At 65.3% G+C, this 23,380-nt stretch carries 22 protein-coding genes; 14 read left to right on the forward strand and 8 right to left on the reverse strand.

What is annotated here, in order from left to right; all coding sequences use genetic code 11:
- Positions 1-43: 43 nt before the first annotated feature.
- Genes ACF8ME_RS13135 through ACF8ME_RS13150 form a run of 4 tightly spaced genes read left to right on the forward strand, consistent with a single transcriptional unit; the run spans position 44 to position 5,101 of the window.
- Positions 44-2,257 (forward strand): TonB-dependent receptor, encoded by a 2,214-nt coding sequence (locus ACF8ME_RS13135; protein ID WP_392417149.1) that lies wholly within the window; start codon positions 44-46, stop codon positions 2,255-2,257.
- A gap of 14 nt (positions 2,258-2,271) precedes the next feature.
- Positions 2,272-3,804 (forward strand): PepSY domain-containing protein, encoded by a 1,533-nt coding sequence (locus tag ACF8ME_RS13140; protein WP_392416840.1) that lies wholly within the window; start codon positions 2,272-2,274, stop codon positions 3,802-3,804.
- Positions 3,805-3,827: 23 nt separating this feature from the next.
- Positions 3,828-4,319, forward strand: coding sequence for a MarR family winged helix-turn-helix transcriptional regulator (locus ACF8ME_RS13145; protein WP_012205483.1), 492 nt, complete (start codon positions 3,828-3,830; stop codon positions 4,317-4,319).
- Positions 4,316-5,101 carry a DNA alkylation repair protein gene (locus ACF8ME_RS13150; RefSeq protein ID WP_392416842.1) on the forward strand — a complete coding sequence of 262 codons (786 nt, stop codon included), beginning with the start codon at positions 4,316-4,318 and terminating at the stop codon, positions 5,099-5,101. Before ACF8ME_RS13145 ends, ACF8ME_RS13150 begins: the two co-directional genes overlap by 4 nt.
- Here ACF8ME_RS13150 and fur read toward each other — a convergent pair.
- From fur to ACF8ME_RS13180, 6 genes are all read right to left on the reverse strand, one after another.
- Entirely contained in the window at positions 5,088-5,537 is a 450-nt protein-coding gene (fur, locus tag ACF8ME_RS13155; RefSeq protein WP_016454632.1) for a ferric iron uptake transcriptional regulator, read from the reverse strand. The two genes, ACF8ME_RS13150 and fur, sit on opposite strands and share 14 nt — an antisense overlap.
- A gap of 17 nt (positions 5,538-5,554) precedes the next feature.
- Positions 5,555-6,115, reverse strand: coding sequence for a hypothetical protein (locus ACF8ME_RS13160; protein ID WP_016445965.1), 561 nt, complete (start codon positions 6,113-6,115; stop codon positions 5,555-5,557).
- Entirely contained in the window at positions 6,112-6,261 is a 150-nt protein-coding gene (gene ykgO, locus ACF8ME_RS13165) for a type B 50S ribosomal protein L36 (protein WP_013802515.1), read from the reverse strand. The genes ACF8ME_RS13160 and ykgO overlap by 4 nt, the downstream gene beginning before the upstream one ends.
- A 44-nt stretch (positions 6,262-6,305) precedes the next feature.
- On the reverse strand, positions 6,306-7,196 hold the full coding sequence (gene folE2 / locus ACF8ME_RS13170) for a GTP cyclohydrolase FolE2 (RefSeq protein ID WP_016445964.1): 891 nt from the start codon (positions 7,194-7,196) through the stop codon (positions 6,306-6,308).
- A 46-nt stretch (positions 7,197-7,242) separates the two neighbouring features.
- A complete protein-coding gene (gene zigA, locus ACF8ME_RS13175) occupies positions 7,243-8,463 on the reverse strand; it encodes a zinc metallochaperone GTPase ZigA (protein WP_392416844.1) in 1,221 nt (406 codons plus the stop codon).
- Between the two features lie 66 nt (positions 8,464-8,529).
- Complete coding sequence (locus ACF8ME_RS13180; RefSeq protein WP_392416846.1) at positions 8,530-8,973, reverse strand: transcriptional repressor; 444 nt, start codon at positions 8,971-8,973, stop codon at positions 8,530-8,532.
- 315 nt (positions 8,974-9,288) lie between these two features.
- On the opposite strand from ACF8ME_RS13180, the gene ACF8ME_RS13185 reads away from it, so the two are divergent.
- Complete coding sequence (locus tag ACF8ME_RS13185) at positions 9,289-9,498, forward strand: hypothetical protein (RefSeq protein ID WP_016445961.1); 210 nt, start codon at positions 9,289-9,291, stop codon at positions 9,496-9,498.
- 111 nt (positions 9,499-9,609) lie between these two features.
- A complete protein-coding gene (locus ACF8ME_RS13190; protein WP_016445960.1) occupies positions 9,610-9,957 on the forward strand; it encodes an RNA-binding protein in 348 nt (115 codons plus the stop codon).
- A 156-nt stretch (positions 9,958-10,113) separates the two neighbouring features.
- On the opposite strand, the gene ACF8ME_RS13195 is transcribed toward ACF8ME_RS13190, so the two are convergent.
- Complete coding sequence (locus tag ACF8ME_RS13195; protein ID WP_016454629.1) at positions 10,114-12,348, reverse strand: NADP-dependent isocitrate dehydrogenase; 2,235 nt, start codon at positions 12,346-12,348, stop codon at positions 10,114-10,116.
- A gap of 110 nt (positions 12,349-12,458) precedes the next feature.
- Between ACF8ME_RS13195 and ACF8ME_RS13200 the strand changes: the two genes are divergently transcribed.
- The 8 genes from ACF8ME_RS13200 (at position 12,459) to ACF8ME_RS13235 (ending at position 21,599) form a co-directional block, all read left to right on the forward strand.
- Positions 12,459-12,971: a hypothetical protein gene (locus tag ACF8ME_RS13200; RefSeq protein ID WP_392416848.1), complete on the forward strand. Its 513-nt coding sequence runs from the start codon at positions 12,459-12,461 to the stop codon at positions 12,969-12,971.
- Between the two features lie 21 nt (positions 12,972-12,992).
- Positions 12,993-14,402, forward strand: coding sequence for a GntP family permease (locus ACF8ME_RS13205; protein ID WP_016454628.1), 1,410 nt, complete (start codon positions 12,993-12,995; stop codon positions 14,400-14,402).
- A 307-nt stretch (positions 14,403-14,709) separates the two neighbouring features.
- Complete coding sequence (locus ACF8ME_RS13210; protein ID WP_043791758.1) at positions 14,710-15,747, forward strand: aliphatic amidase; 1,038 nt, start codon at positions 14,710-14,712, stop codon at positions 15,745-15,747.
- Positions 15,748-15,820: 73 nt separating this feature from the next.
- Positions 15,821-16,678 (forward strand): CbbQ/NirQ/NorQ/GpvN family protein, encoded by an 858-nt coding sequence (locus tag ACF8ME_RS13215; protein WP_392416850.1) that lies wholly within the window; start codon positions 15,821-15,823, stop codon positions 16,676-16,678.
- A 12-nt stretch (positions 16,679-16,690) separates the two neighbouring features.
- Positions 16,691-18,418, forward strand: a complete 1,728-nt coding sequence (locus tag ACF8ME_RS13220) for a nitric oxide reductase activation protein NorD (RefSeq protein ID WP_392416852.1) — start codon at positions 16,691-16,693, stop codon at positions 18,416-18,418.
- Between the two features lie 80 nt (positions 18,419-18,498).
- Entirely contained in the window at positions 18,499-19,647 is a 1,149-nt protein-coding gene (locus ACF8ME_RS13225) for a transporter substrate-binding domain-containing protein (RefSeq protein ID WP_392416853.1), read from the forward strand.
- A 2-nt stretch (positions 19,648-19,649) separates the two neighbouring features.
- Positions 19,650-20,339 (forward strand): ANTAR domain-containing response regulator, encoded by a 690-nt coding sequence (locus ACF8ME_RS13230; RefSeq protein WP_392416855.1) that lies wholly within the window; start codon positions 19,650-19,652, stop codon positions 20,337-20,339.
- 231 nt (positions 20,340-20,570) lie between these two features.
- Positions 20,571-21,599 (forward strand): hypothetical protein, encoded by a 1,029-nt coding sequence (locus ACF8ME_RS13235; protein WP_392416856.1) that lies wholly within the window; start codon positions 20,571-20,573, stop codon positions 21,597-21,599.
- Between the two features lie 830 nt (positions 21,600-22,429).
- Here the strand turns inward: ACF8ME_RS13235 and ACF8ME_RS13240 are convergent.
- Positions 22,430-23,356 (reverse strand): hypothetical protein, encoded by a 927-nt coding sequence (locus tag ACF8ME_RS13240; protein ID WP_392416858.1) that lies wholly within the window; start codon positions 23,354-23,356, stop codon positions 22,430-22,432.
- Positions 23,357-23,380 lie beyond the last annotated feature (24 nt).

A 23,380-nucleotide genomic window follows, 5' to 3' on the forward strand; every position in this document is an offset into this window, starting at 1 on the left:
CAAGACCCGGAGTCAGTTCGTGAATTCCTTCCCCTTCCCCGCGATGGCAGCGCCTCTGCGCCTGCCTGCACCCCTCTTTCGCCCCCATCCCCTGGCCGTAGCGCTGTGCTGCGCGCTGGGCACGGCCTGGACGCCTGGCGTGCAAGCACAAGCGCAGGCACAGGCCGATATCCCGCTGGCCCCCGTCGAGGTCTCTGACCAGGCCACGGCCGATGCCAACGGCCTGCTGCCGCTGAACAAGACCGTGGGCACGGCCAGCCGCCTGGGCCTGACGGCGCGCGAGACGCCGGCCTCGGTGCACATCGTGGACCGCACAGCCATCGAGGCGCGTGGCGCCCAGGACACGCAGGAGATCCTGCGCTCCATTCCGGGCGTCACGGCCTACAGCCCGCCCGGCAACATCGGCATCAGCTACCGGGGCTTCGGCACGGGGTCGGTCAGCCAGCTGTTCAACGGCATCAACCTGCAGTACTCCATTGCGGCCCGGCCCGTGGACAGCTGGATCTACGACCGGGTGGAGGCCGTGGGCGGCGCCTCCGGCTTTCTCTACGGCGCAGGCGGCGTGGGCGGCACGCTGAACTACATCACCAAGCTGGCCCTGCGCGACAGCTTCACCGAAGGCCAGCTGCGCCTGGGCAGCTACGGGCTGAAGGAAGCCTCCGTCGGGCTGAACCGCCGCCTGGGCGATGCCACTGACAGCCAGGGCACGACCCATTACCTGCGCCTGGACCTCAACCACCGCGACGCCGGCAGCTGGGTGAGCGGCACGCAGTCGCGCTCCACGCAGCTGGCGGCCTCGCTGCTGTCCGACCTGGGTGGCGGCCTGACGCACACCCTGGCCTACGAGGCCCAGCATGAGCGCGTGGACCGCCCCTACTGGGGCACGCCGCTGCTCAACCCGCTGCGCGGCCAGGCGCGCATTGACGAGGCGACCCTAGGCAAGAACTACAACAGCGCCGACGGCCTGTACGCCCAGCGCGTGCAGTGGCTGCGCTCCATCACCGAATGGCGGGCCAGCGACCGGCTCAAGCTGAGCAACACCTTCTACGCCTATGACGCGCTGCGCGACTACCGCAACGTGGAGACCTACCGCTTCACGCCCGACAACACCGCGGTGGTGCGCTCGGCGGCGCTGCTGCAGCGCCATGACCAGCGCATGGTGGGCGACCGCATCGAAGGCAGCTACCTGGGCGAGCTGGCCGGCAGGCGCAGCGAATGGGCTTTTGGGCTGGATGTGAGCGTGAACCGGCAGACACGCTTTCCGAACAGCCTGTCGGGCACGGTGAGCACGGTCAACCCGTACGACTTCACCACCGAGAACTTCTACGACATCCCAGGCATGGCGCCCGGATTCAGGCCTGACCGCGACAACAAGGTCACCACCACCGCGCTCTACCTGGAAAACCGCACGGCCCTCACCCCGGCCCTGCACCTGCTGACGGCGCTGCGCCATGAACGCATCGATGTGGACCTGACCAACCGGCGCGATGTAACGCCCGCGCTGCCCGCCAGCTACAGCCGCAGCTATAGCCCGACGACCGGGCGCGTGGGCCTGGTCTGGGATGCCACGCCCGAGGCCAATCTCTACGCCCAGTTCTCCACGGCGGCCGATCCGCCGTCGGGCATGCTGATGGGCGCCTCGTTTGCCGACGCCATCAACAACACCGGGCTGACCACGGGCCGCCAGGTGGAGGCGGGCAGCAAGCTGTCGTTCTGGCAGTGCAAGGGAACGGCGGCGCTGGCGGTCTATCACATCACGCGCCGCAACATCTCCACCCAGGACCCGCAGGACAGCACGCGCACGGTGCTGGTGGGCCAGCAGTCCTCGCGCGGGGTGGAGCTGTCCATGGGCCTGGCTCCCACGCCGCGCTGGTCCATCCAGGGCAACTGGAGCCATGTGGACGCGCGCTATGACAACTACCAGCAAGGCGGCGTGTCCCTGGCGGGCAAGCGGCCCACGAACACGCCCGCCAGCGTGCTCAACCTCTGGACCAGCTACCGCATCACGCCGGCGCTGGAGGCCAACGCCGGGCTGCGCCGCGTGGGCGGTATCTATGCCGACGCGGCCAACACCCTGTCCTGGCCTGCCTACACGCTGCTGGACCTGGGCATGAGCTACCGCATCGACCCGCGCATGACCGTGGTTGCACGGCTGCGCAATGCCACCGATCGCGTCTACGCCGCCAGCCTGACCAGCACCATGGCCTACCTGGGGGCGCCGCGCACGGCCGATATCACGCTGCGCGTGGCGTTCTGAGAGAGGGCCGCGCCATGCGCCTTCACCTCAAACGCTGGCTGTTCCTGCTGCACCGCTGGCTGGGCATTGCCGTGTGCCTGTTCTTTGCGCTGTGGTTTGTCTCGGGCATGGTGATGATGTATGTGGGCTACCCCAAGCTCACCGAGGCCGAACGGCTGCGCCACCTGCCCCCGCTCGATGGCAACGCCGCCCTGCTCGCGCCCGCCGAGGCGCTGCGCGCGGCCGGCATCGACGGCCCGCTCAAGGATCTGCGCCTGCATGCCGGCAGCGCCGGCCGTGCCAGCTACCTGGTCACGCCCGAGGGGCGGCGCCAGCCCGTGGCCATCGATGCGGCCAGCGGCCAGGTGTTGGGTGCCACCAGCCAGGCGCAGGCCCTGGCCAGTGCCCGCGCCTTCGCGGGGGACGGCACGGGCCTGCACTACCTGGGCACGGTGGATGAGGATGCCTTCAGCCACTCGCGCGCGCTGGACATCCACCGCCCCCTGCACCGCGTGCAACTGGACGATGCCCAGGGCACGCTGCTCTACATCTCCGGCCGCACGGCCGAGGTGGTGCGCGATGCCACGCGCACCGAGCGCGGCTGGAACTACCTGGGCGCCTGGCTGCACTGGCTGTACATGTTCCGGGGCAATGCCTTTGACGGCGCCTGGGCCGACATCGTCAACGTGCTGTCGCTGGTCGGCATTGCCGTGGCCATCACCGGCACCGTGGTCGGGGTGATGCGCTGGCGGTTCAGGCAGCCCTACCGCAGCGGCCGGCGCACGCCCTACCCGGGCCTCGCCATGCGCTGGCACCATGTGGCGGGCCTGCTGTTCGCGCTGACCACGCTGGCCTGGATCTTCAGCGGCCTGATGTCCATGAACCCCTGGCGCCTGTTCGACACGGGCACGCCGCCACTGCACATGGCCCGGTGGCAGCAGGGCCCTCTGCGCCTGACAGGGGGCGACGCCACGCCGCAGTCGCTGATTGCCGCAGCGGGCGGACCCGTGCGCGAACTGCGCTGGCTGCGCACCGCAGGCCGCACCGAGGTGCTGGCCCAGCCCGCAGCCGGCACGCCCCTGGTGCTGGACAGCGCCAGCGCCGCGCCCGTGGCCCATTCGCGCGAGGCCCTGCTGGACCGCGCGGCCGTGCTGATCGACGCACCCGTGCTGCGCAGCGAATGGCTGACCGCGCACGACCTGTACTGGTACGAGCGCGCCGAGCACACCATGATGGGCGGCCATGACAAGCCCCTGCCCGTGATGCGCGTGGTGTATGGCGATGCTGCGGCCAGCTGGGTGCACATCGACCCGCACACGGGCCAGGTACTGGGCCGGCTGGACGGCACCCAGCGCCTCAAGCGCTGGCTGTTCGCCATGCTGCACAGCTGGGACTGGCTGCCGCTGCTGCAGCGCCGGCCGCTGTGGGATGGGCTGCTGCTGGCCTTCAGCCTGGGCGGCCTGCTGATGAGCGCCACGGGCGTGCTCATAGGCGTGCGCAGGCTGCGCCGCAAGCGCAGCCATCGCGCACAGGCCACTGCTTGCCTGGAGGCGCAGCCACATGGTTAGCCACCATACTGTATGCTTGCCACATGCAACTCGAACAGAAATACCAGGCCCTGCTGGCCGAGGCCGAGCGCCGCAAGCTGGACGACGTGGACAGCATGCGGCTGTGCTTCCAAACCCTGTCCCTGGCTGCGCGCATCGACCGTGACTGCGCCGCACTGCTGGCGCCCCATGGCCTGTCCGAAGGGCGCTTCGTGCTGCTGTTCCTGCTGGAATCCGCCAGCGAAGGGCTGGCGCCCAACCACCTGGCCGAGCAGGCCGGCATCACCCGCGCCACCGTGACCGGCCTGCTGGACGGCCTGGAACGCGAGGCCCTGGCCGAGCGCCTGCCCGACCCGGCCGACCGCCGCGCGCTGCGCGTGCAGCTCACCGCCAAGGGGCGCCAGCTGGCGCGCAAGCTGTTTGCCCGGCACAGCCAATGGATCGCCGGCCTGTTTTCCAACCTGTCGCCCGCCGAACGCGGCCAGTTGGGAAAGCTGCTGGCCAAGGCCGCCGCAGGCGTGGAGGCCAGCGCATGACGGCGCCCGCCCCCCGGCGCAAGGGCGCCAACCGCACGGTCGACATCACTCCCGAACTGCTGCAGGCCCTGTCGCTGGGCGAGATCGAGACCGCCACGCTGACCGAAAGCCTGGCCGTGGACCAGGCCCGGCTGCTGCAGGCCGTCTTTCCCGACGCGTGGCCGCAGCTGGAGGACACGGCGCAGGCGCTGGGCCAGCTTGGCATTCTCAAACGCATGGAGTGCATTGGCGGCCTGCTGTGGCAGACACTGGGCCAGGCCGGCTGGCAGCGCTGCCTCACGCACCGCTCTGACACGGTGCGCGGCTGGGCCTGCTTCATGGCCGGTGCGCAGCCGGGCCTGACCCTGAGCCAGCGCCTGGAGCTGGTGCAGCCGCTGGCCGATGACTCGCATTTCGGCGTGCGCGAATGGTCGTGGATGGGCGTGCGCCCGCATCTGGCCAGCGACCTGCCGCAGGCCGTGGCCGAGTTGTCCCGGTGGACAAGGCGGCCCTCCGACCGCCTGCGCCGCTTCGCCAGCGAGGCCCTGCGGCCGCGCGGCGTCTGGTGCAGCCATATCACGGCGCTCAAGCAGCAGCCGGAGATCGCCCTGCCCCTTTTGCGGCGGCTGCGCGCCGATGCCTCGCCCTATGTGCAGGACTCGGTGGCCAACTGGCTCAACGACGCGGCCAAGAGCCGGCCCGACTGGGTGCGCGCCCTGTGCGCGCAATGGCTCGAGGAATCGCCCGTGCCCGCCACGCGCCGCATCTGCGAGCGTGCGCAGCGCAGCCTCAAGGAGCGGTAGGGGCCTGCCGGCCCGCCAGCCGCTCGCAGTCGGGCTTGACGCAGCGCCCGTAGAGGATGTGGGAGTGCTCCACGATGGCAAAGCCATGCGAGCGCGCCAGCAGCTTCTGGCGCTGCTCGATCACCGCATCGTGGAACTCCTGCACCAGGCCGCAGCGCGTGCAGATCAGGTGGTCATGGTGCTCGCCGTCGTCGAGTTCATAGACCGCCTTGCCCGCCGCAAAGCGCTGGTGCCGCAGCAGCCCGGCCTGCTCCAGCTGCGCCAGCACGCGGTAGACCGTGGCCAGGCTGGTGCCCCGGCCTTGGTCATGCAGCTGGCGATAGACCTCCTCCGCCGCCAGATGCCGCTGGTCCCCGTGGCGAAAGATGTCCAGTACCCACAGCCGCGCCAGCGTGGCCTTCAGCCCCAGGTTCTTGAGGTCAGCGGAATCGGACATGCAGCCCTCCCGGCCGGTCAGAACTCATTGTGGATGGCCTTGTAGCCGCGCACCAGTTCGTTGTTGGTGCGGACCACGTCCTCGGAGAAATCGCTGGCGTCGGCGGGCACCTGGGCCAGCGTGGACAGGTCGGTCTCCGGGCCTATGCGCGCAGTGGACGGCACGTAGAAGCCCGGCGGCAGGTGGCATCCATCGACCACGGCGTTGTAGCGCACCACGCAGCCGTCATCGACCACGCAGTTGAACAACACGCTGTTGAAGCCGATGAACACGCCATTGCCCACGGTGCAGGGCCCGTGGACGATGGCGCGATGGGCGATCGAGGTGTGCTGCCCCACGCTGACGCGCGCGCCGGACTTGGAGTGGATCACCACCCCGTCCTGGATGTTGGAGTGGGCACCGATCACGATGGGATCGATGTGGCCGTCCGCATCCATCTCGTCGGCACGGATCACCGCATAGGGGCCGATGAAGACGTTCTCCTCCACGATCACCAGTCCGCACAGGATGGCCGTGGGGTCCACGAAGGCGCTGGCATGGATGCGCGGCAGGTCGCCGCGCGGGTTCTTGCGGATCATCCCTTGCGCCTGTTCTTTGCGCCGCCCTGGCGGGCCTTGAAGCGCGGGTTGCTCTTGCAGATGACGTAGATGCGGCCGCGGCGGCGCACCACCTGGCAGTCTCGATGGCGCAGCTTGGCTTCCTTGAGGGACGAGAGCACTTGCATGGAAAACTCCTTGGGTTGTAGACAAACGGGGGCCGGCTCGCGGGTCATGCCCAGGACACGGCGTCGTGCGGATGCAGGCTCTCCATGTGGCGCACATGCACGCGCGGCTGGGCGTAGCTGCCTTCCAGCGCGGCCTGTATGCGGCGCGCCGCATCCTCGACAAACATCAGGTTGCGGCCGTTGAGCGCGGCAAAGGCCTGCTCGTCGGCGCGCTTGACGGCGGTCTGCACGGGCGTGCCCAGCGCCTGCTCCACGCGGGCGATCAGGGGCAGGATGCCCAGGTCGGGCGCATCACAGGCCAGGTCCACGCTGACCTGGGCCTCGCTGCGCTGGCTGTGTGCCGTGGCCAGCGTGCCGTGCCGGCGCAGCCAGGAAGCCACCTGGTCCGGCTCCACCAGCGGCTCGCCCGCAAAGGCCTGCAAAAAGCCCTGCTCCAGCAACTGGCGCGACAGTGCCGCCGAGCAGGGGCAGGTCGAGGAATAGCCCACGCCCACCTGCAGCCGCAGCTGGAACACGCCCTGCGCCAGCGTGGCGTCCAGGCGCACGGGATAGGACTTCCAGCCCGACAGATCGTGGGTGACCAGGGCGGGCCGCTGGGTCAGCAGGTCCAGCGACAGGCGCAGCCGGGCGCTGCGGCTTTGGCAGTCCAGGTGGCTGTCGATCATGGCCTGCAGCGCATGGCGCAGCGCCAGGGCAGACAGTGCGGATTCCTCGGCCAGGCTGTCCAGTTGGCGGTACAGCCGGGACATGTGTATGCCCTTGACATGGGCCGCAGGAAGATCGACCTGCACGTCGGCACGCGCATGCAGCTCGCGCCAGTAGCCGGGCTCGGCCACGGTCACGGGCAGGTCTATGCCCTGCATGCCCACCCATTGCAGCGGGCTGAGGCTGGGCGCGGGATCGGTCAGGGAAACATCGGGAAGAGGTGCAAGCATTCGGGGCTCCAGTGGCCGCGCCGACCCAGGCCGGCGCGGTATTCGTTCAATTCCAGTCGGGAAACGGGTTGTCCCATTGCACCCAGGCCTGCGGGCCCAGGGCCATTTCCGCATCGGTCAGCAGGCATTCGTCCAGGCGTGCGCGCAGCGCCTGCTCGTCCATGCCCATGCCGATCAGCACCAGTTCCTGGCGCGCGTCGCCCACGCCATCGACCCATTTGTCCAGGATGCGCTCCACGCTTTCGGGGTCGCGCGGCCAGCGCTCGGCCTCCACGGCGGCCCACCAGTGCCCGGCCGGGCCATGGCGGGCCACGGCGCCGGCCTGCGACCAGGAGCCGGCCAGCGCCGGATGGCTGGCCAGCCAGAAAAACCCCTTGGAGCGCACCACACCCGGCCATTCGCTTTGCACCAGGCCGAAGAAGCGCCGGGGATGAAAGGGGCGGCGGGCGCGGTAGACAAAGCTGGCAACGCCATAGGCCTCGGTCTCGGGCTGGTGCGTGCCACGCAACTGCTGCAGCCAGCCCGGCGCCCTGGAAGCCTCCTCGAAATCGAACAGCCCCGTATCGAGCACGCGATCCAGCGGCAGCTGGCCGAAGGAGGCGATCTCCAGCCTGGCACGCGGGTTGAGCCCGCGCAGGATGGCCATGAGCCGGCTGCAGTCCTCATCGGTGACCAGGTCGATCTTGTTGAGCACGATCACATCGCAGAACTCCACCTGCTCGATCAGCAGATCGACCACGGTGCGGCGGTCCTCCTCGCCCAGCGATTCGCCGCGCGAGCGCAGGCTGTCACGCGAGCCATAGTCGTGCAGAAAGTTGAAGGCATCGACCACGGTCACCATGGTGTCCAGCCGCGCCACATCGCCCAGGCTGCGTCCGTCCTCGCCCGCGAAGGTGAAGGTCTCGGCCACCGGCAGCGGCTCGGAGATGCCCGTGGACTCGATGACCAGCTGGTCGAAGCGGCCCTCACCCGCCAGCCGTGCCACCTCCACCAGCAGGTCCTCGCGCAGCGTGCAGCAGATGCAGCCGTTGCTCATCTCCACCAGTTTTTCGTCGGTGCGCGACAGGTCGGCCCCGCCATCACGCACCAGGGCAGCGTCGATGTTGACCTCGGACATGTCGTTGACGATGACGGCCACGCGCCGACCTTCGCGGTTGTGCAGGATGTGGTTGAGCAAGGTGGTCTTGCCCGCGCCCAGAAAGCCCGACAGTACGGTCACCGGCAATCGGGCATGCGGCGGCCGAACCGGCGCTACGGTATGCATCATGGAATCTCTCAAGCAGGGAAAGGGAGCACGCTGCTGGCACTGCAGCCGCGTGCGGCAGGCAGGGCCTCAGGCGTGCAGCGCAGTGCAGGCAGAGCACTTGCCATGCAGCTCGATGTTCGAATGGGCCAGCGCGAACGCATGGCCGTGCGCCCAGCTGCCCAGGCAGCGGTTGAGCGCGTCGTCGACAAACTCGTCCACCTGCCCGCAGCTGTCGCAGATCGCAAAGGCCGAGAAGTCATGGCTGCCCTCATCCGGGTGCGAGCAGCACACATAGGCGTTCAACGACTCCAGGCGGTGGACCACGCCCTGCTCGGCCAGCTTGTCCAGCGCGCGGTAGACCTGCGTGGGGGCGCTCAGCCCGTGGTCACGCAGCTGGTCGAGCAGTGCATAGGCCGTGCGCGGTGCACCGGCCTGGCGCAGGGCGTCGAGCACCCGTTGCTGGTTGACGGTCAAAGGGGTGGGCATGGTGATTTCCTGTTCCAGAAAACGGTTGGCGATGTTGCGCCACATCAGAATTGTGACGTTATAACATAACAAAACAACAGCTGTCAGGCAGGTTTTTACAATTAAAAAGAATATTAAGTTGCGTTTAAATATTCAACAGGATATAGTCAGCACCGTTGTCGAGACCCGTACCCAGTACCTGAGTCGGCAACCACATCTCCCGCGCAACGGCTTGCCAGCCGCTTCCTGCAGGATGTGTTTCGCGACCTTTGTCGCCCAGTTGGTCTGTAGAGCTGCAGCCAACCGAGTTCCTAGATGCTCACGCAGGCCTTTTCAAGGCTGCGAACCTGACTGAACCACATTTCAAACACCGGCATTCCCATGGGCAAGTACGTCGTCTCGCCCTCGACACACCCGACCGACTGCGGCCGCTTCCGTGCCTCCTTCTCGGTCCATCGCTCCCAGGGCAACGGCAGCTACTGCCGCGTATTCCGTTTCGACAAGGCATTCGCCTCCAGCGAAGCGGCACGGCTGTTTGCCGTCACCCAAGGCTGGCTTCAGACCTGCATGCAGCACCCGCCTGCGTGCTGATGGCCCGCTTGCTGCGAACCCCTATCCATTTCCTGCGGCGGATTGCACAGTCCTCCGCCTGCATTCCAACGGTGCGCCCGTTTGCGCACATCTAAGCAAAGAGGTTTTCCTATGACCACCAAAATCTACGTGGGCAATCTGCCCTACTCCGTGACCGACTCCAGCCTGGAAAGCAACTTCGCCGAATTCGGCAGCGTGGCTTCCGCCAAGGTCATGATGGACCGCGAAACCGGCCGCTCCAAGGGCTTCGGTTTTGTGGAGATGGCTTCTGCCGAAGTCGCCCAGGCCGCCATCACCGGCCTGCACGGCATGTCCGTGGACGGACGCTCGATTGTCGTGAACCTGGCGCGTCCTCGTGAAGAAGGCCGCAGCTCGGGTGGCTACAGCCCGCAAGGCTATGCAGGCAAGCGTGCCGACGTCGGCTATGGCAATGGCGGCCACGGCGGCGGTCGCTACTGATAGCGTCCAATTCCAAGAAAAACCGGCTCTCTGGGCCGGTTTTTTTTCGCCTGCGGTTTTCTGCCGATGTCGGCATGAAAAAACCGGCCGCCCTTGCGGGCAGGCCGGTCATGCTTCAAGCCTGCCGGGGTCTGGCCCCGGCAAAGGCGAAGTTGCTTACCGCAGCGCGTCGATGGCGGCGTTGAAGGTGGCGCTGGGGCGCATCACGGCGTCCATCTTGGCCACGTCGGGCTGGTAGTAGCCGCCAATGTCCACGGCCTTGCCCTGCACGGCGCGCAGCTCTTCGATGATCTTGGACTCGTTGTCCGCCAGCTGCTTGGCCAGGGGAGCGAACTTGGCGGCCAGCTCGGCGTTCTCGGTCTGGGCAGCCAGGGCCTGCGCCCAGTACAGGGCGATGTAGAACTGGCTGCCGCGGTTGTCCAGCTCGCCGGTGCGGCGCGAAGGCGACTTGTCCTCGTCCAGCAGCCTGCCGGTGGCTTCGTCCAGGGTCTTGGCCAGCAGCTTGGCGCTGTCGTTGCCGTTCTTGATGCCCAGGTCTTCCAGCGACACGGCCAGTGCCAGGAACTCGCCCAGCGAATCCCAGCGCAGGTGGTTTTCTTCCACCAGCTGCTGCACGTGCTTGGGAGCGGAGCCGCCGGCACCGGTTTCGTACATGCCGCCACCGGCCATCAGCGGCACGATGGACAGCATCTTGGCGGACGTGCCCAGTTCCATGATGGGGAACAGGTCGGTCAGGTAGTCGCGCAGGATGTTGCCGGTCACCGAGATGGTGTCCAGGCCGCGGGCCACGCGCTCCAGCGTGTAGCGCATGGCGCGGACCTGCGACAGGATGTGGATTTCCAGGCCCGTGGTGTCGTAGTCCTTGAGGTAGGTGTTGACCTTCTTGATCAGCTCGGCCTCGTGCGGACGGTAGGGGTCCAGCCAGAACACGGCAGGCATGCCGGAGTTGCGTGCACGCGTGACGGCCAGCTTGACCCAGTCGCGGATGGGCGCATCCTTGACCTGGCACATGCGCCAGATGTCGCCCTGCTCCACGTTCTGGCTCATCAGCACTTCACCGGTGGCCAGGTCGACGATGTTGGCAACGCCGTCTTCCTCGATCTCGAAGGTCTTGTCGTGCGAGCCGTACTCTTCGGCCTTTTGCGCCATCAGACCCACGTTGGGCACGGTGCCCATCGTCTTGGGGTCGAAGTTGCCGTGCCACTTGCAGAAGTTGATCATCTCCTGGTAGATGCGGGCAAAGGTGGACTCGGGCATCACGGCCTTGCAGTCGTAGGGCTTGCCGTCGGCGCCCCACATCTTGCCGCCCTGGCGGATCATGGCGGGCATGGACGCATCGACGATCACGTCGTTGGGCGAGTGGAAGTTGGTGATGCCCTTGGCGGAGTCCACCATGGCCAGCGCGGGACGGTGTTCCTGGCAGGCGTGCAGGTCACGGATGATCTCTTCGCGCAGCGAGGCGGGCAGCGTCTCGATCTTCTCGTACAGCGTGGACATGCCGTTGTTGACGTTGACGCCCAGCTCGTCGAACAGCTTGCCGTGCTTCTCGAAGGCTTCCTTGTAGTAGATCTTCACGCAGTGGCCGAACACGATGGGGTGCGAGACCTTCATCATCGTGGCCTTGACGTGCAGCGAGAACAGGATGCCGGCGTCGCGGCAGTCGTCCAGTTCCTTTTCGTAGAAGTCGCACAGCGCCTTCTTGCTCATGAACATGGAGTCGATGATCTCGCCGGCCTGCAGCGCGACCTTGGGCTTGAGCACCACGGTCTTGCCGCTCTTGGTGGTCAGCTCCATCTTGACGTCGCGGGCCTTGTCCAGGGTCATGGACTTTTCGCCGTGGTAGAAGTCGCCGTGCTCCATGTGCGAGACATGGGTTTGCGACCACTGCTTCCACTCGCCCATGGAGTGCGGGTGCTTCTTGGCGTAGTTCTTGACGGCGGCGGGAGCGCGGCGGTCGGAGTTGCCTTCACGCAGCACGGGGTTCACGGCCGAGCCCAGGCACTTGCCGTAGCGCGCCTTGATGTCCTTTTCCTGGTCGTTGGACGGGTTCTCGGGGTAGTCGGGCAGTGCGTAGCCCTTGCCCTGCAGCTCCTTGATGGCAGCCGTCAGCTGGGCCACGGAGGCGCTGATGTTGGGCAGCTTGATGATGTTGACATCGGGCTCCAGCGTCTTCTTGCCGAGCTCGGACAGGGTGTGGGCCACGCGCTGGTCTTCGGCCAGGAATTCGGAGAACTCACCCAGGATGCGGTGGGCCACGGAGATGTCGGCGGTCTCGACATTCACGCCGGCGGGTGCTGCAAAGGCGCGCACCACAGGCAGGAAGGCACTGGTGGCCAGGCGCGGGGCCTCATCGGTCAGGGTGTAGATGATGGTGGGTTGCTGCGTGCTCATCTCTTGTCTCAGGTAGTGAAAAAGGTAGGGGTCGCGCCGCAGGCCGTCGAACCGGACATCCGCTAGGGGAAACGGGCCGGTGCAGCCTGACGCTGTAGGACCGTCACGCAATGCCCCGTCGCGCCAGCATGCTGCCCCGGCGTTTTCTGCAATGCGATCCCACAATACAAAATTCTAAGCGGAACCTGCCGGATTTTTTAAGTCTTGTAGAAGACTTAGGGTTTTACAGCGGCATTCAGGCCCTGTTTTCACAGGGAAACGGCTTGGAGCCCCTGCGTTTTCTGCCATGCAAAAAATGCTGTGGCGTGACGGACACGCAAGCATGGCAGAGCACCGCGCCACACCCAGAGCCGATACATCCACAACGATTCATCGTGCGCGAAGCAGCGGGCAAACTCCCCCGGCGAAAACCCCGTGATCAGGCGCTGATCAAACGCTGTTCACGGCACACACAGGCCGGGTCGGAAACGCCCCTGGCCAGCACCGTCGTCTGGGGCAGCAATCGCACGCCAATGCCCGGAAACACGGGTAAACGTGGCGACATATTGCGCCAAATCATCTACAAAGCACGCCAATTACGCCAAATTGTCACCCATCCGCATTTATTCTGTCTTTTTGACTAGAACCACTGGACTGGAGACGATTTGAGTACCCTGGCAATCGTGATTTCACTGGCGGGATTGATGTTCCTGGCCTATCGAGGCATCTCCGTGCTGCTGCTGGCCCCCCTGATGGCCGCCGTGGCCGTGCTGCTGTCCGGCGACCTGGGCCACATGCTGCCGCTGTACACCAGCACCTTCATGGGCGCCCTGGGCAACTACATGCTGCAGTTCTTCCCGGTGTTCCTGCTGGGCGCGCTGTTCGGCCAGTTGATGGCGGACTCGGGCGCAGCCACCGCGATATCGCACTGGATCATGCGCGTGCTGGGCGAGAAGCACGCCATCCTCACCGTGGTGCTGGCCTGCGCCGTGCTCACCTATGGCGGCGTTTCGCTGTTCGTGGTGGCCTTTGCCATCTATCCGATTGCCAAGTCGCTGTTCCGCGCGGCCCATGTGCCCAAGCGGCTGATACCGCCCACCATCGCGCTGGGCTCGTTCACCTTCACCATGACGGCGCTGCCGGGCACGCCGTCCATCCAGAACGCCATTCCCATTCCCTACTACGGCACGAACGTGTTCGCGGCGCCGGGCCTGGGCATCATCGGCGGCATGACCATGCTGGCCCTGGGCCTGTGGTGGCTGCAGTCGCGCGCGGCCAAGGCACGCGTGGCGGGCGAAGGCTACGGCGATCATGACGACGCTGTCGAGCAGGGCCTGCATGACGAAAGCGACCCCGCCCTGCACAGCCGCCGGGACCTGCCGCTGCTGCTGGCCCTGCTGCCGCTGGTGCTGGTGATCGCGGTCAACGCGCTGCTGACCTACGGCGTGTTCCCGCAAATGGATTTCGGCTTCCTCAAGGACCGTTTTCCTGCCGTGAACCCGGCCAAGCAGACGGGCCTGTGGGCGCTGATCCTGTCCCTGGCCGTGGCCTGCGCCGCACTGGTGCTGCTGGGCCTGGGCCGCTGGCGCAATCTCAAGGAGTCGGTGAACAAGGGCGTGCTGGGCTCCATGCTGCCCATCTTCAACACCGCCTCGGAAGTGGGCTACGGCGCCGTCATCGCGAGCCTGGCCGGCTTTGCCATCATCCGCGAGGCCGTGCTCAACGTGGCGCCCCACAACCCGCTGATCTCCGAGGCCGTGGCCATGAACGTGCTGGCAGGCATCACGGGGTCGTCGTCAGGCGGCCTGTCGATTGCGCTGTCCACGCTGGGCAAGGACTACCTGGCCATGGCCGCCCAGCTGGGCATCAGCCCGGAGCTGCTGCACCGCGTGGCCGTGATGGCGGCCGGCTGCTTCGACACCCTGCCGCACAGCGGCGCCATCATCACGCTGCTGTCCATCTGCGGCCTCACGCACCGCCAGTCGTACGGCAACATCGCCATCATGACCATTGGTGCGCCACTGCTGGCCCTGGTGCTGGTGATCACGCTCGGCACCATGTTCGGGTCCTTCTGAGGGACCAGGGCGCAGAGCGCGCGCGGGAAATACCACGGCCTCGCGCCCGCCACAACCGGCATATGACGTATATGCGCGGGGCGGGTGCATGGCAACAATGCATGCACGGCGATAAGGCATCGCCCCGGTTCATTCCCGCATCACCGACAAGACGACATCCGCTGCCAAAGCTGCCAGCGCAGATGTCGGGCAACAAGGCCCGAACCGCTCCCTGACCTGGAGCGGTTCGGGCCTTTTTTTGTTGGCCGGGAATCGAAGGGGCAGCGATGCCGCACGCCGCCCCCTCAACCCCTTCAGGAGCAGCAGCATGAGACACGGAGATATTTCCAGCAGCAACGATTGCGTCGGCGTGGCAGTGGTCAACTACAAGATGCCGCGCCTGCACACCAAGGCCGAGGTGCTGGACAACTGCCGCAAGATCGCGGACATGCTGGTAGGCATGAAGCGCGGCCTGCCGGGCATGGACCTGGTGATCTTTCCCGAGTACTCCACGCACGGCATCATGTACGACGCCAAGGAGATGTACGACACGGCCAGCGCCATCCCGGGCGAAGAGACCGAAATCTTTGCCGACGCCTGCCGCAGGGCCAATGTCTGGGGCGTGTTCTCGCTGACCGGCGAGCGCCATGAGGAGCACCCCAACAAGGCGCCGTACAACACCCTGATCCTCATGAACAACCAGGGCGAGATCGTGCAGAAGTACCGCAAGATCATGCCCTGGGTGCCCATCGAGGGCTGGTACCCGGGCGACTGCACCTATGTGAGCGAGGGCCCCAAGGGCCTGAAGATCAGCCTCATCATCTGCGACGACGGCAACTACCCCGAGATCTGGCGCGACTGCGCCATGCGCGGCGCCGAGCTCGTCGTGCGCTGCCAGGGCTATATGTACCCGGCCAAGGAGCAGCAGATCATGGTCTCCAAGGCCATGGCCTTCATGAACAACTGCTACGTGGCCGTGGCCAATGCGGCGGGCTTCGACGGCGTGTACTCGTACTTCGGGCACTCGGCCATCATCGGCTTCGATGGCCGCACCCTGGGCGAGACCGGCGAGGAGGAGATGGGCATCCAGTACGCCGAACTGTCCAAGCACCTGATCCGCGATGCGCGCAAGAACGGCCAGTCTCAGAACCACCTGTTCAAGCTCGTGCACCGCGGCTACACCGGCACCATCAACTCCGGCGACGGGGACAAGGGCGTGGCCGCCTGCCCCTACAACTTCTACAGCCAGTGGGTCAACGATCCCGAGGGCACGCGCGAGATGGTGGAGTCCTTCACGCGCACCACCGTGGGCACGCCCGAATGCCCCATCGAAGGCATTCCGCACGAAGCGCCCAGGCACCGCTGACAGCGTCCTGCCTCCGCAGCCTGCAGGCCCGGGGGCAGGCCCGCCCATGAACACGGAAAGGTGAAGAGTGAAGATGAGCACGACAACAACCACAGGCCCGCTGCACGCTCCTGCCAGCCAGGCCACCGACCCGCTGGCGGCCTACCGCATCGAGGAAGAGCCCTTCTACCGCCCTTCGGGCCGCGAAGTGCAGCTGTACCGGCAGGCCTACCAGCACCGCATGCCGCTCATCCTCAAGGGCCCCACGGGCTGCGGCAAGACGCGCTTTGTGGAGTACATGGCCTGGGCACTCAAGCGCCCCCTGGTCACGCTGGCCTGCAACGAGGACATGACAGCCTCCGACCTGGTGGGCCGATACCTGCTGGATGCCGACGGCACGGCTTGGCACGACGGCCCGCTGACCCTTGCCGTGCGCCACGGCGGCATCTGCTATCTGGACGAGGTGGTGGAAGCCCGCCAGGACACCACGGTCGTCATTCACCCGCTGACCGATGCGCGCCGTGCCCTGCCGCTGGACAAGAAGGGCGAGGTGGTGCATGCCCATCCCGACTTCCAGCTGGTGGTCTCCTACAACCCCGGCTACCAGAGCAGCGCCAAGGACATGAAGCCATCGACCCGCCAGCGCTTCGCGGCCCTGGACTTCGACTACCCGGCGCCCGAGATCGAGGCGGACATCGTGGCCCACGAGACCGGCATTGCCCCGGCCACCGCTCGCAGCCTGGTCAGCCTGGCACGCAGCACGCGCGAACTGCGCCACCGGGGCCTGGACGAAGGCGCCTCCACCCGCATGCTGATCTACGCAGGCCTGCTGATGCGCGACGGCATGCCGGTGCATGACAGCTGCGACATGACCATCACCAGCGCCCTGACCGACGACCCCGACACCGCCGCCGCGCTGCGCCAGCTGGTCGAAGCCGAGTTCGGCGCCTGAGGGCCGCGCGCCATGGCCATCGTCTCCGCTGTCTTGCCCGAAGAGTCCCGTCTGCTGCACACGCTGGGCCTGCTGGCCAGCGGCCTCGCGCGCCAGCCTGTCGCCGTGCAGGCGCTGGCCAGGGCGCCGGCGCCGGGCCAGGCCCACGCCCTGCCGCCGCGCGCCGTGCTGATCAGCCAGCCTGCCCGGCTGCTGATTCCCGCCCACTTGCCCATTCAGGCAAACCTGCACGCAGCAACGATGGCCCATGCCGCAGCCCATCTGCGCTTTTCACCCGCCCGCCAAGACAGCAGCGCCCTCAAGCCCATGGGCCAGGCCGTGGTGGGCGCACTGGAAGATGCGCGCGTGGAGCGGCTGCTGTGCCTGCAGCACCCCGGCGTGCGCCACTGGTTCGAGGCCTGCATCGCGCCCGAGCCCGACCCATCCGACCTGGGCTTTGCCGCCTTCATGGCCCGACTGGACCGCATGCTGCTGTGGCCAGGCCGTATGGACGGCAACCACTGGATCCACAAGGCCCGTGACCTGTTCGAGGACACCGCCACGCGCCATGGCCTGGAGGACTACGCCGCATTCCGGGCCATTGCCTCCATCCTGGCCAACGACCTGGGCCAGATGCGCGTGCGCATGGACCCGCAGCACCATGCCGTGCCCAGCATCTACCGTGATGACAACAGCTATCTCTGGCAGCATCCGGAGTCGCCCCAGGGCGAGGAAGACACACTTGCGCTGCAGCAGACCGCTGCGCGCGCGGCCCCTCCTCCATCGGCCGGCGCAGGACAGCAGTACGATGCACAGGAAGGCCAGTCGCTGGACCCAGGCCTGGAACTGTCGCGCCACAGCTATCCCGAATGGGACCGCAGGTCGGAGCGCCTGAAGACGGACTGGTGCACCGTCATCGACACCCTGCCCGCATGGCAGGCCGAGGCTCTGGCCGGGAAAGGCTCCCAAGCCGGCAGACAGACACTGCCGCTACTGCCGCTACTGCCGCTGCCGCCGGCACGCCAGCTGGACCGGCGCCAGCGCCTGCGCCGCCAGTGGGAAGGCGATGACCTGGACTTCAATGCCGCCATCGAGGTCCAGGTGGACCGCCGCCTGAACCTGCGACCGGAACCTCGCCTTTTCATGCGTGCCGGCAAAGGCCCGCGCCCCACCAGCCTGCTGGTGCTGATGGACGCTTCCGAATCGGTCAACACGCCCGGCCCCCACGGCGCCAGCCTGCTGGAGCTGGAGAAACAGGCGGCCCTCATGCTGGCCGAATCGCGCGCAGGCCACAGGACCGGCGTGGACCGCCTGGCCATCCACGCCTTCTCGTCCAACACGCGCGCCGAGGTCCGCTACCTGCGCCTGCTGGACTTCGGCCAACCCTTTGCCGCAGCAGCGGCCACACGGTTGCAGGCACTGCAGGGGCGCCATTCCACACGCCTGGGCGCCGCCCTGCGCCACGCCAGCAGCCTGCTGGCGGCCGAGCCTGCCGGCCAGCGCCATCTGCTGGTGATCACCGACGGAGCACCCGCCGACATCGACGTGCATGACGAGCGCTATCTGATCGAAGACGCGCGCCACGCCGTGCAGCAGGCCCGCGCCGCAGGCATACGCATCAGTTGCCTGGCCGTGGACAGCCAGGCTGACGGCTATGTGCGCCACATCTTTGGCGGGCGCAACTACGGCATTGCCGACGACGCGCGGCATCTGCCAAGGCGGCTGTCCCAGATGGGCGCAAGGCTCGCAGCCGGCCGCTGACCACGGCAAGCGCCACGGAAATCTCGATTAACCTGAAGCCTGCAAAGAACGCACGCCAGCACCTGGCATACAAGGAACCCATGAACGACCCCGTCAGAGTCGGCATTCTTTACTCGGCCACCGGCACCACATCGACCATAGGCCAGTCCCAGCTGCAGGGCGCGCAGCTGGCCATCGACGAAATCAACGAGTCGGGCGGCCTGCTGGGGCGTGAACTGGTGGCAGTGCGCTACGACCCGGCCTCCACGCCGGCCCGCTATGCGGCGCTGGCCGAGCAGCTCATCGTGCGCGACGGCATCAACGTCATCTTCGGCTGCTACATGTCCAGCAGCCGCAAGGCCGTCATCCCCATCGTCGAGAAGTGGAACCGGCTGCTGTTCTATCCGACGCTCTACGAAGGCTTCGAGTTCTCGGGCAATGTCATCTACACGGGCGCCGCGCCCAACCAGAACAGCGTGCAGCTGGCCGACTACATGACCAGCAGCTTCGGCGCGCGGGTCTACCTCATCGGCTCGGACTACATCTATCCCTACGAGTCCAACCGCATCATGGGCGAGCTGGTCATGCAGCACCCGGGCAGCGACAAGCTGGGCGAACACTACCTGCCGCTGGACGCCACCGAGCGCGACTACGCGGCCATCATGCAGGACATCCGCGCAAGGCAGCCGGACTTCATCTTCTCCACCGTGGTCGGCGATTCCACCGCCAGCCTCTACCGCGCCTATGCCGATGCGGGTTTCAACCCGCAGACCATGCCGATTGCCAGCCTCACCACCTCCGAGGCCGAGATCGCCCAGATGGGTGCCGACGTGGCGGCCGGCCACTTCACGGCCGCGCCCTACTTCCAGTCCATCGATTCACCGGCCAATGCGCGCTGCCTGGCCCGGCTGCGCCAGCGCCTGGGCGACGACTGCCGGCCCAACCTGTGCTGGGAAGCCGCCTACTTTCAGATGCACCTGTTCGCCAACGCCTTCCGCCAGGCCGGCAGCGACCGCATCGGCGATCTGCTGCCCCATCTGCTGGGCAGCGAGTTCGACGCGCCCCAGGGCCGCATCCGGCTCGATCCCGGCAACCACCACACCTGGCTGCACCCGCGCGTGGGCCGCGCCAACGCACAGGGCGGCTTCACCATCGTGCGCCAGGCCACCCGGGCCGTCTCGCCCGACCCCTACCTGGTCACCCACTCCCTGGGCGACTGGACCGCCAGCCTCGGTGCCCTGGAGAACTGAGCGTGGATGCCGCCCCGAACAAGGACGCAGGCAGCGCTGCCACAGGCCGGCCGCTGCTGGAAAGAAAGCCGCTGCTGCGCGCCACCTCGCCCCAGCTCAAGGAACTGCGCCAGCTGCGCATTGCCGTCGTCCACCCCGACGACGCGGACGGCCGCCTGCTGGCCCAGCAACTGCAGCGCATAGGCTGCCAGGTCCAGGCCATCTGGCCGCCCCAGCCCAGCCTGCCCGAAGGCACGGACGTGGTCTTCCTGGCCGTTCGCCCCGACCACCTGCAGTTGAACTACACCTGGACCCAGGGCGAGGGAGAGAGCCCGCCCACCGCCATCGCAGTGGTCAACTACGAGAACCCCACCATCGTCTCCGCAGTGCTGGAGCTGCAGGTGCAGGCCATCCTGCCCACGCCCATCCGCTCCTTCGGCCTGCTGTCCACCCTGGTGCTGGCGCGCAGAAACCACAAGGAATCACGCCAGCAGCTGCAGCGCATCGCCAAGCTCCAGGCCAAGCTGCTGGGCCAGCGCCGCGTGGCCGAAGCCAAGGCCATCCTCATGCAGACCCACCAGATCAACGAAGACCAGGCCTACGACATGATCCGCGCCCAGGCCATGAGCCGGCGAAGCTCGGTGGAGGAGATTGCCCAGGCCATCGTCCATGCGAGCGAAATACTGTCGCTGGGCAAGGGCGTGGGCCGGTGAAGGGGCCGGGCAGAAACAGCGCGGACGAGTGAGGTGCTATTGGCACATCGTCATTGCGTCGGCTGCCAGGTTCAGAAACGCCGAGTATTGATGCCGTCAAGGGCGCCGCAGGCCCGTTGACTGCGCCAAGGACAATGATGACCGGCAAGTGCTTCATTGCCTTGCAGAGGCAAGGCCCAAGCGGCCGGGATGACACAATAGCCTGATCACATCTGAGACCGTGAGAGAGCAATGACAGATCCGAAAAAGTTGCAAGAAGACAGAGAATCGGAAAGCAACATGCCCAAAAATCATCTTGGGCAGAGCCCCACTCCTCCTGCTGATCTCAGCTTACAGGCCGCAGGCCCGAGTGGATCCATCGCAGGACGTGATCACAAAGCCCTGGACAGGATGAGAGCGGCCTTGAATGCAAGCATCTCTGCCTTGTCGCCTGAAGAAATTCTCGGGAATGAAACTGCCCAATCGCCACAGAGCCTTCCGGAACCTGACCTCCAATCGGCAACATCAAGCTCAAAAGGCTCATCGCAATTGCAATCACCGCCGAAAGATATTAATCTATTCCAGCAGCAGGCTTCAGGTGGCTTTGAATATGCTTCGTTTCTCCATTCCTACCCGCATGGAGTAAAAACTCCTGACCAAATATCAAACCATTCCTATATCGCATCAAAAAATTCAAAGCCCACCAGCCATGCAAACAATAAGACCCGGGAAACCCATGTTTCACCAGGGATTCCCCTCATCGAGTTCAACGCGAAAATCAGCAAATCTACACCAACCACATCAAACCCTAAAATCAATATCAAGGTTTCAGAAAATCCCATCTCCAAAAATACACCAGATAACGAGATAAAAACTCAAAAAACACCAGACAGCCCCACCAAAAAAAGTACTCCAATTCAACCCATACTGCTCAAAGTACGACCCAGCGGGGTAGATACCCCACCCCGCCAAAAAATAACAGGATCGACGCCGTTCAGCCACATGCTGGAGGGGCGGCGAAGGGAACAGGAAGAGCGCGAAGACAAAAGAACCGAGTACGCCAGGCGCAGCGCGATAGCTTCGGAAGCTGCACTGCGGGCAGAACGAAATCGCGCGATGGAAGCGCAAAAAGAAGCCGCCTTCTACCGTAATGAGGCCGCCCGTGCAAAGGACGAGGCAATGCTCGCCCGCAAAGGCATGTGGCTGGGACTGATGGTTGCCTTGGCTTGTGTGTGCACTGCCATCCTTGCTTACCTGATAACCGCGCCGCACCTCTGTTGAGCGGCTTTGCACCATGACCCAGTCCAGCCAGCCCCGGACAGGCCACGTCTTTACCCTCCCTAACATAATTTAGGGTTGCCTGCGCCCTGCCCCTTGACCGAACCGGCGGCCACCGTCCTCTACAGCGCCGCTGCCGCCGCACGGCGACCATACTGCCCAGGCTGGCGACAGATGGATTGGCCGCCTTCTTAGGGATCGGAACCGCGCGATGCATGGCTGCAGTTCACCTGTCACCTGCAAGCAAAGACAGGCGTGCGATGGTGCAAAGCACAAAAGCGCATGCGCAGCAGAAACTTCAATCGAATCAATGACACACCGCGAATCCCAAGCACCCGCCGCCATGTGGCGCATGTCGTTTCACCCATGATGGACTGGATTGATATTTGAAGAAAATCATTATCTGACAGCAACTTAGAGGAATACCCCCAATCCTCCGTAGCAACTTTGCAGCATCACTCGCTCAGTTGCGCTTCTAATGGTGCATAGATCCGGGTGTCTGCATGTACCGACCGATGAGGTGGTGTTGTTGAAATCATTCCTTTTTAGCCCAATTTCGGCCTACCTTGGGCAGGTTTTGGTCAAAGTGGGGGCCTGACAAGCAGTCTTGTATTAAGCGCTTAGAAGCTTTTATGTAAACCTCAGTGACGATGTGTAAGCCCGCACCCGGGGCACATCTACTTCACCCCTCCGTCTTTCCTCAGACACCCGCAGACCATTTGAATACCTTAATACTCTCCTTTATCAAAAATACAATTCTTTAAGCTATAAATTCACACAACGAAAATTAAAAAAGCGAGCATAACGCTCGCTTCTATGAGCGTTTAAATATACTAATCGCTTAACTTTTCCGCAATTAGAGCCGCGCCGTTCCCTGACTGCAAAGTCACCGCCCCAAGCATTCCAAAGAATTGAACATTCAGTGTATCGCCGGCAGCCAAAGCCAAAATTGATTCGCCATCGAATCTTGAGACGCTGGTTGCCGTATTCTCTGTAAGCGCCTCAACTGGCGTACCATTCAACAAAACCCTTGCCGAAACAAGCATATTATTATTAATTTTAATAGAATATTTAATCCTGTACCTACCACTCGACGGAACAGTAAATGACGTATTTGAACCATTGGCCATAAAGCCAGAGAGATTCTGCGACTGAGGCAATGGTATATCGGTCCCACCGAGAACCACAGCTATTACAGAACCGCTAGTGTTGTGAGCAGCCATTGAGGTGGCAGTAGTTCCTCCGGCCCCTGCTGGACCGGTGGGGCCTGTGGGACCAGGCAAGCCAATATCACCCTGCGCCCCCGTCGGACCTTGAAGGCCCGTGGCACCAATGGGGCCTTGAGCGCCTGTCTGGCCCGCTGGGCCTTGAATGCCAATCGGACCTGTGGGTCCCGCCGGTCCTGCCTGGCCGGTGGCTCCGGTCGCGCCCGCCGGTCCTGTGGCACCGGTCGCTCCGGTTGCTCCCGTTGGACCCGGGTTCCCCACAATCGCCCCTGCTGCGCACTTGCCCAGCCGCCCCGTCGCGTCGTCATAGCAGGCCACGCTGCCAGCCTCCGTTGTATTGGACAGGTTGGGCAGATATACATCGCCTGTTTCCATCACCCGGAGCCGCTCTGCATTGCCTGCATTGTTCTTGATGACGAATCCACCATTGGCCGGTGGTGTGATGGTGATGTCGGCGCCGCCAGGAGCCGCCACTGCAGCGCCGCTCAAGACGATGGCCGCGGCGAAAGAGACAGAGCGCAGCGTGAATTTCATGGTTTTCATGGTCTGAATGTGTAG

This window comes from Delftia sp. WSY_7 (assembly GCF_043104845.1).
GTDB lineage: Bacteria > Pseudomonadota > Gammaproteobacteria > Burkholderiales > Burkholderiaceae_C > Comamonas > Comamonas tsuruhatensis.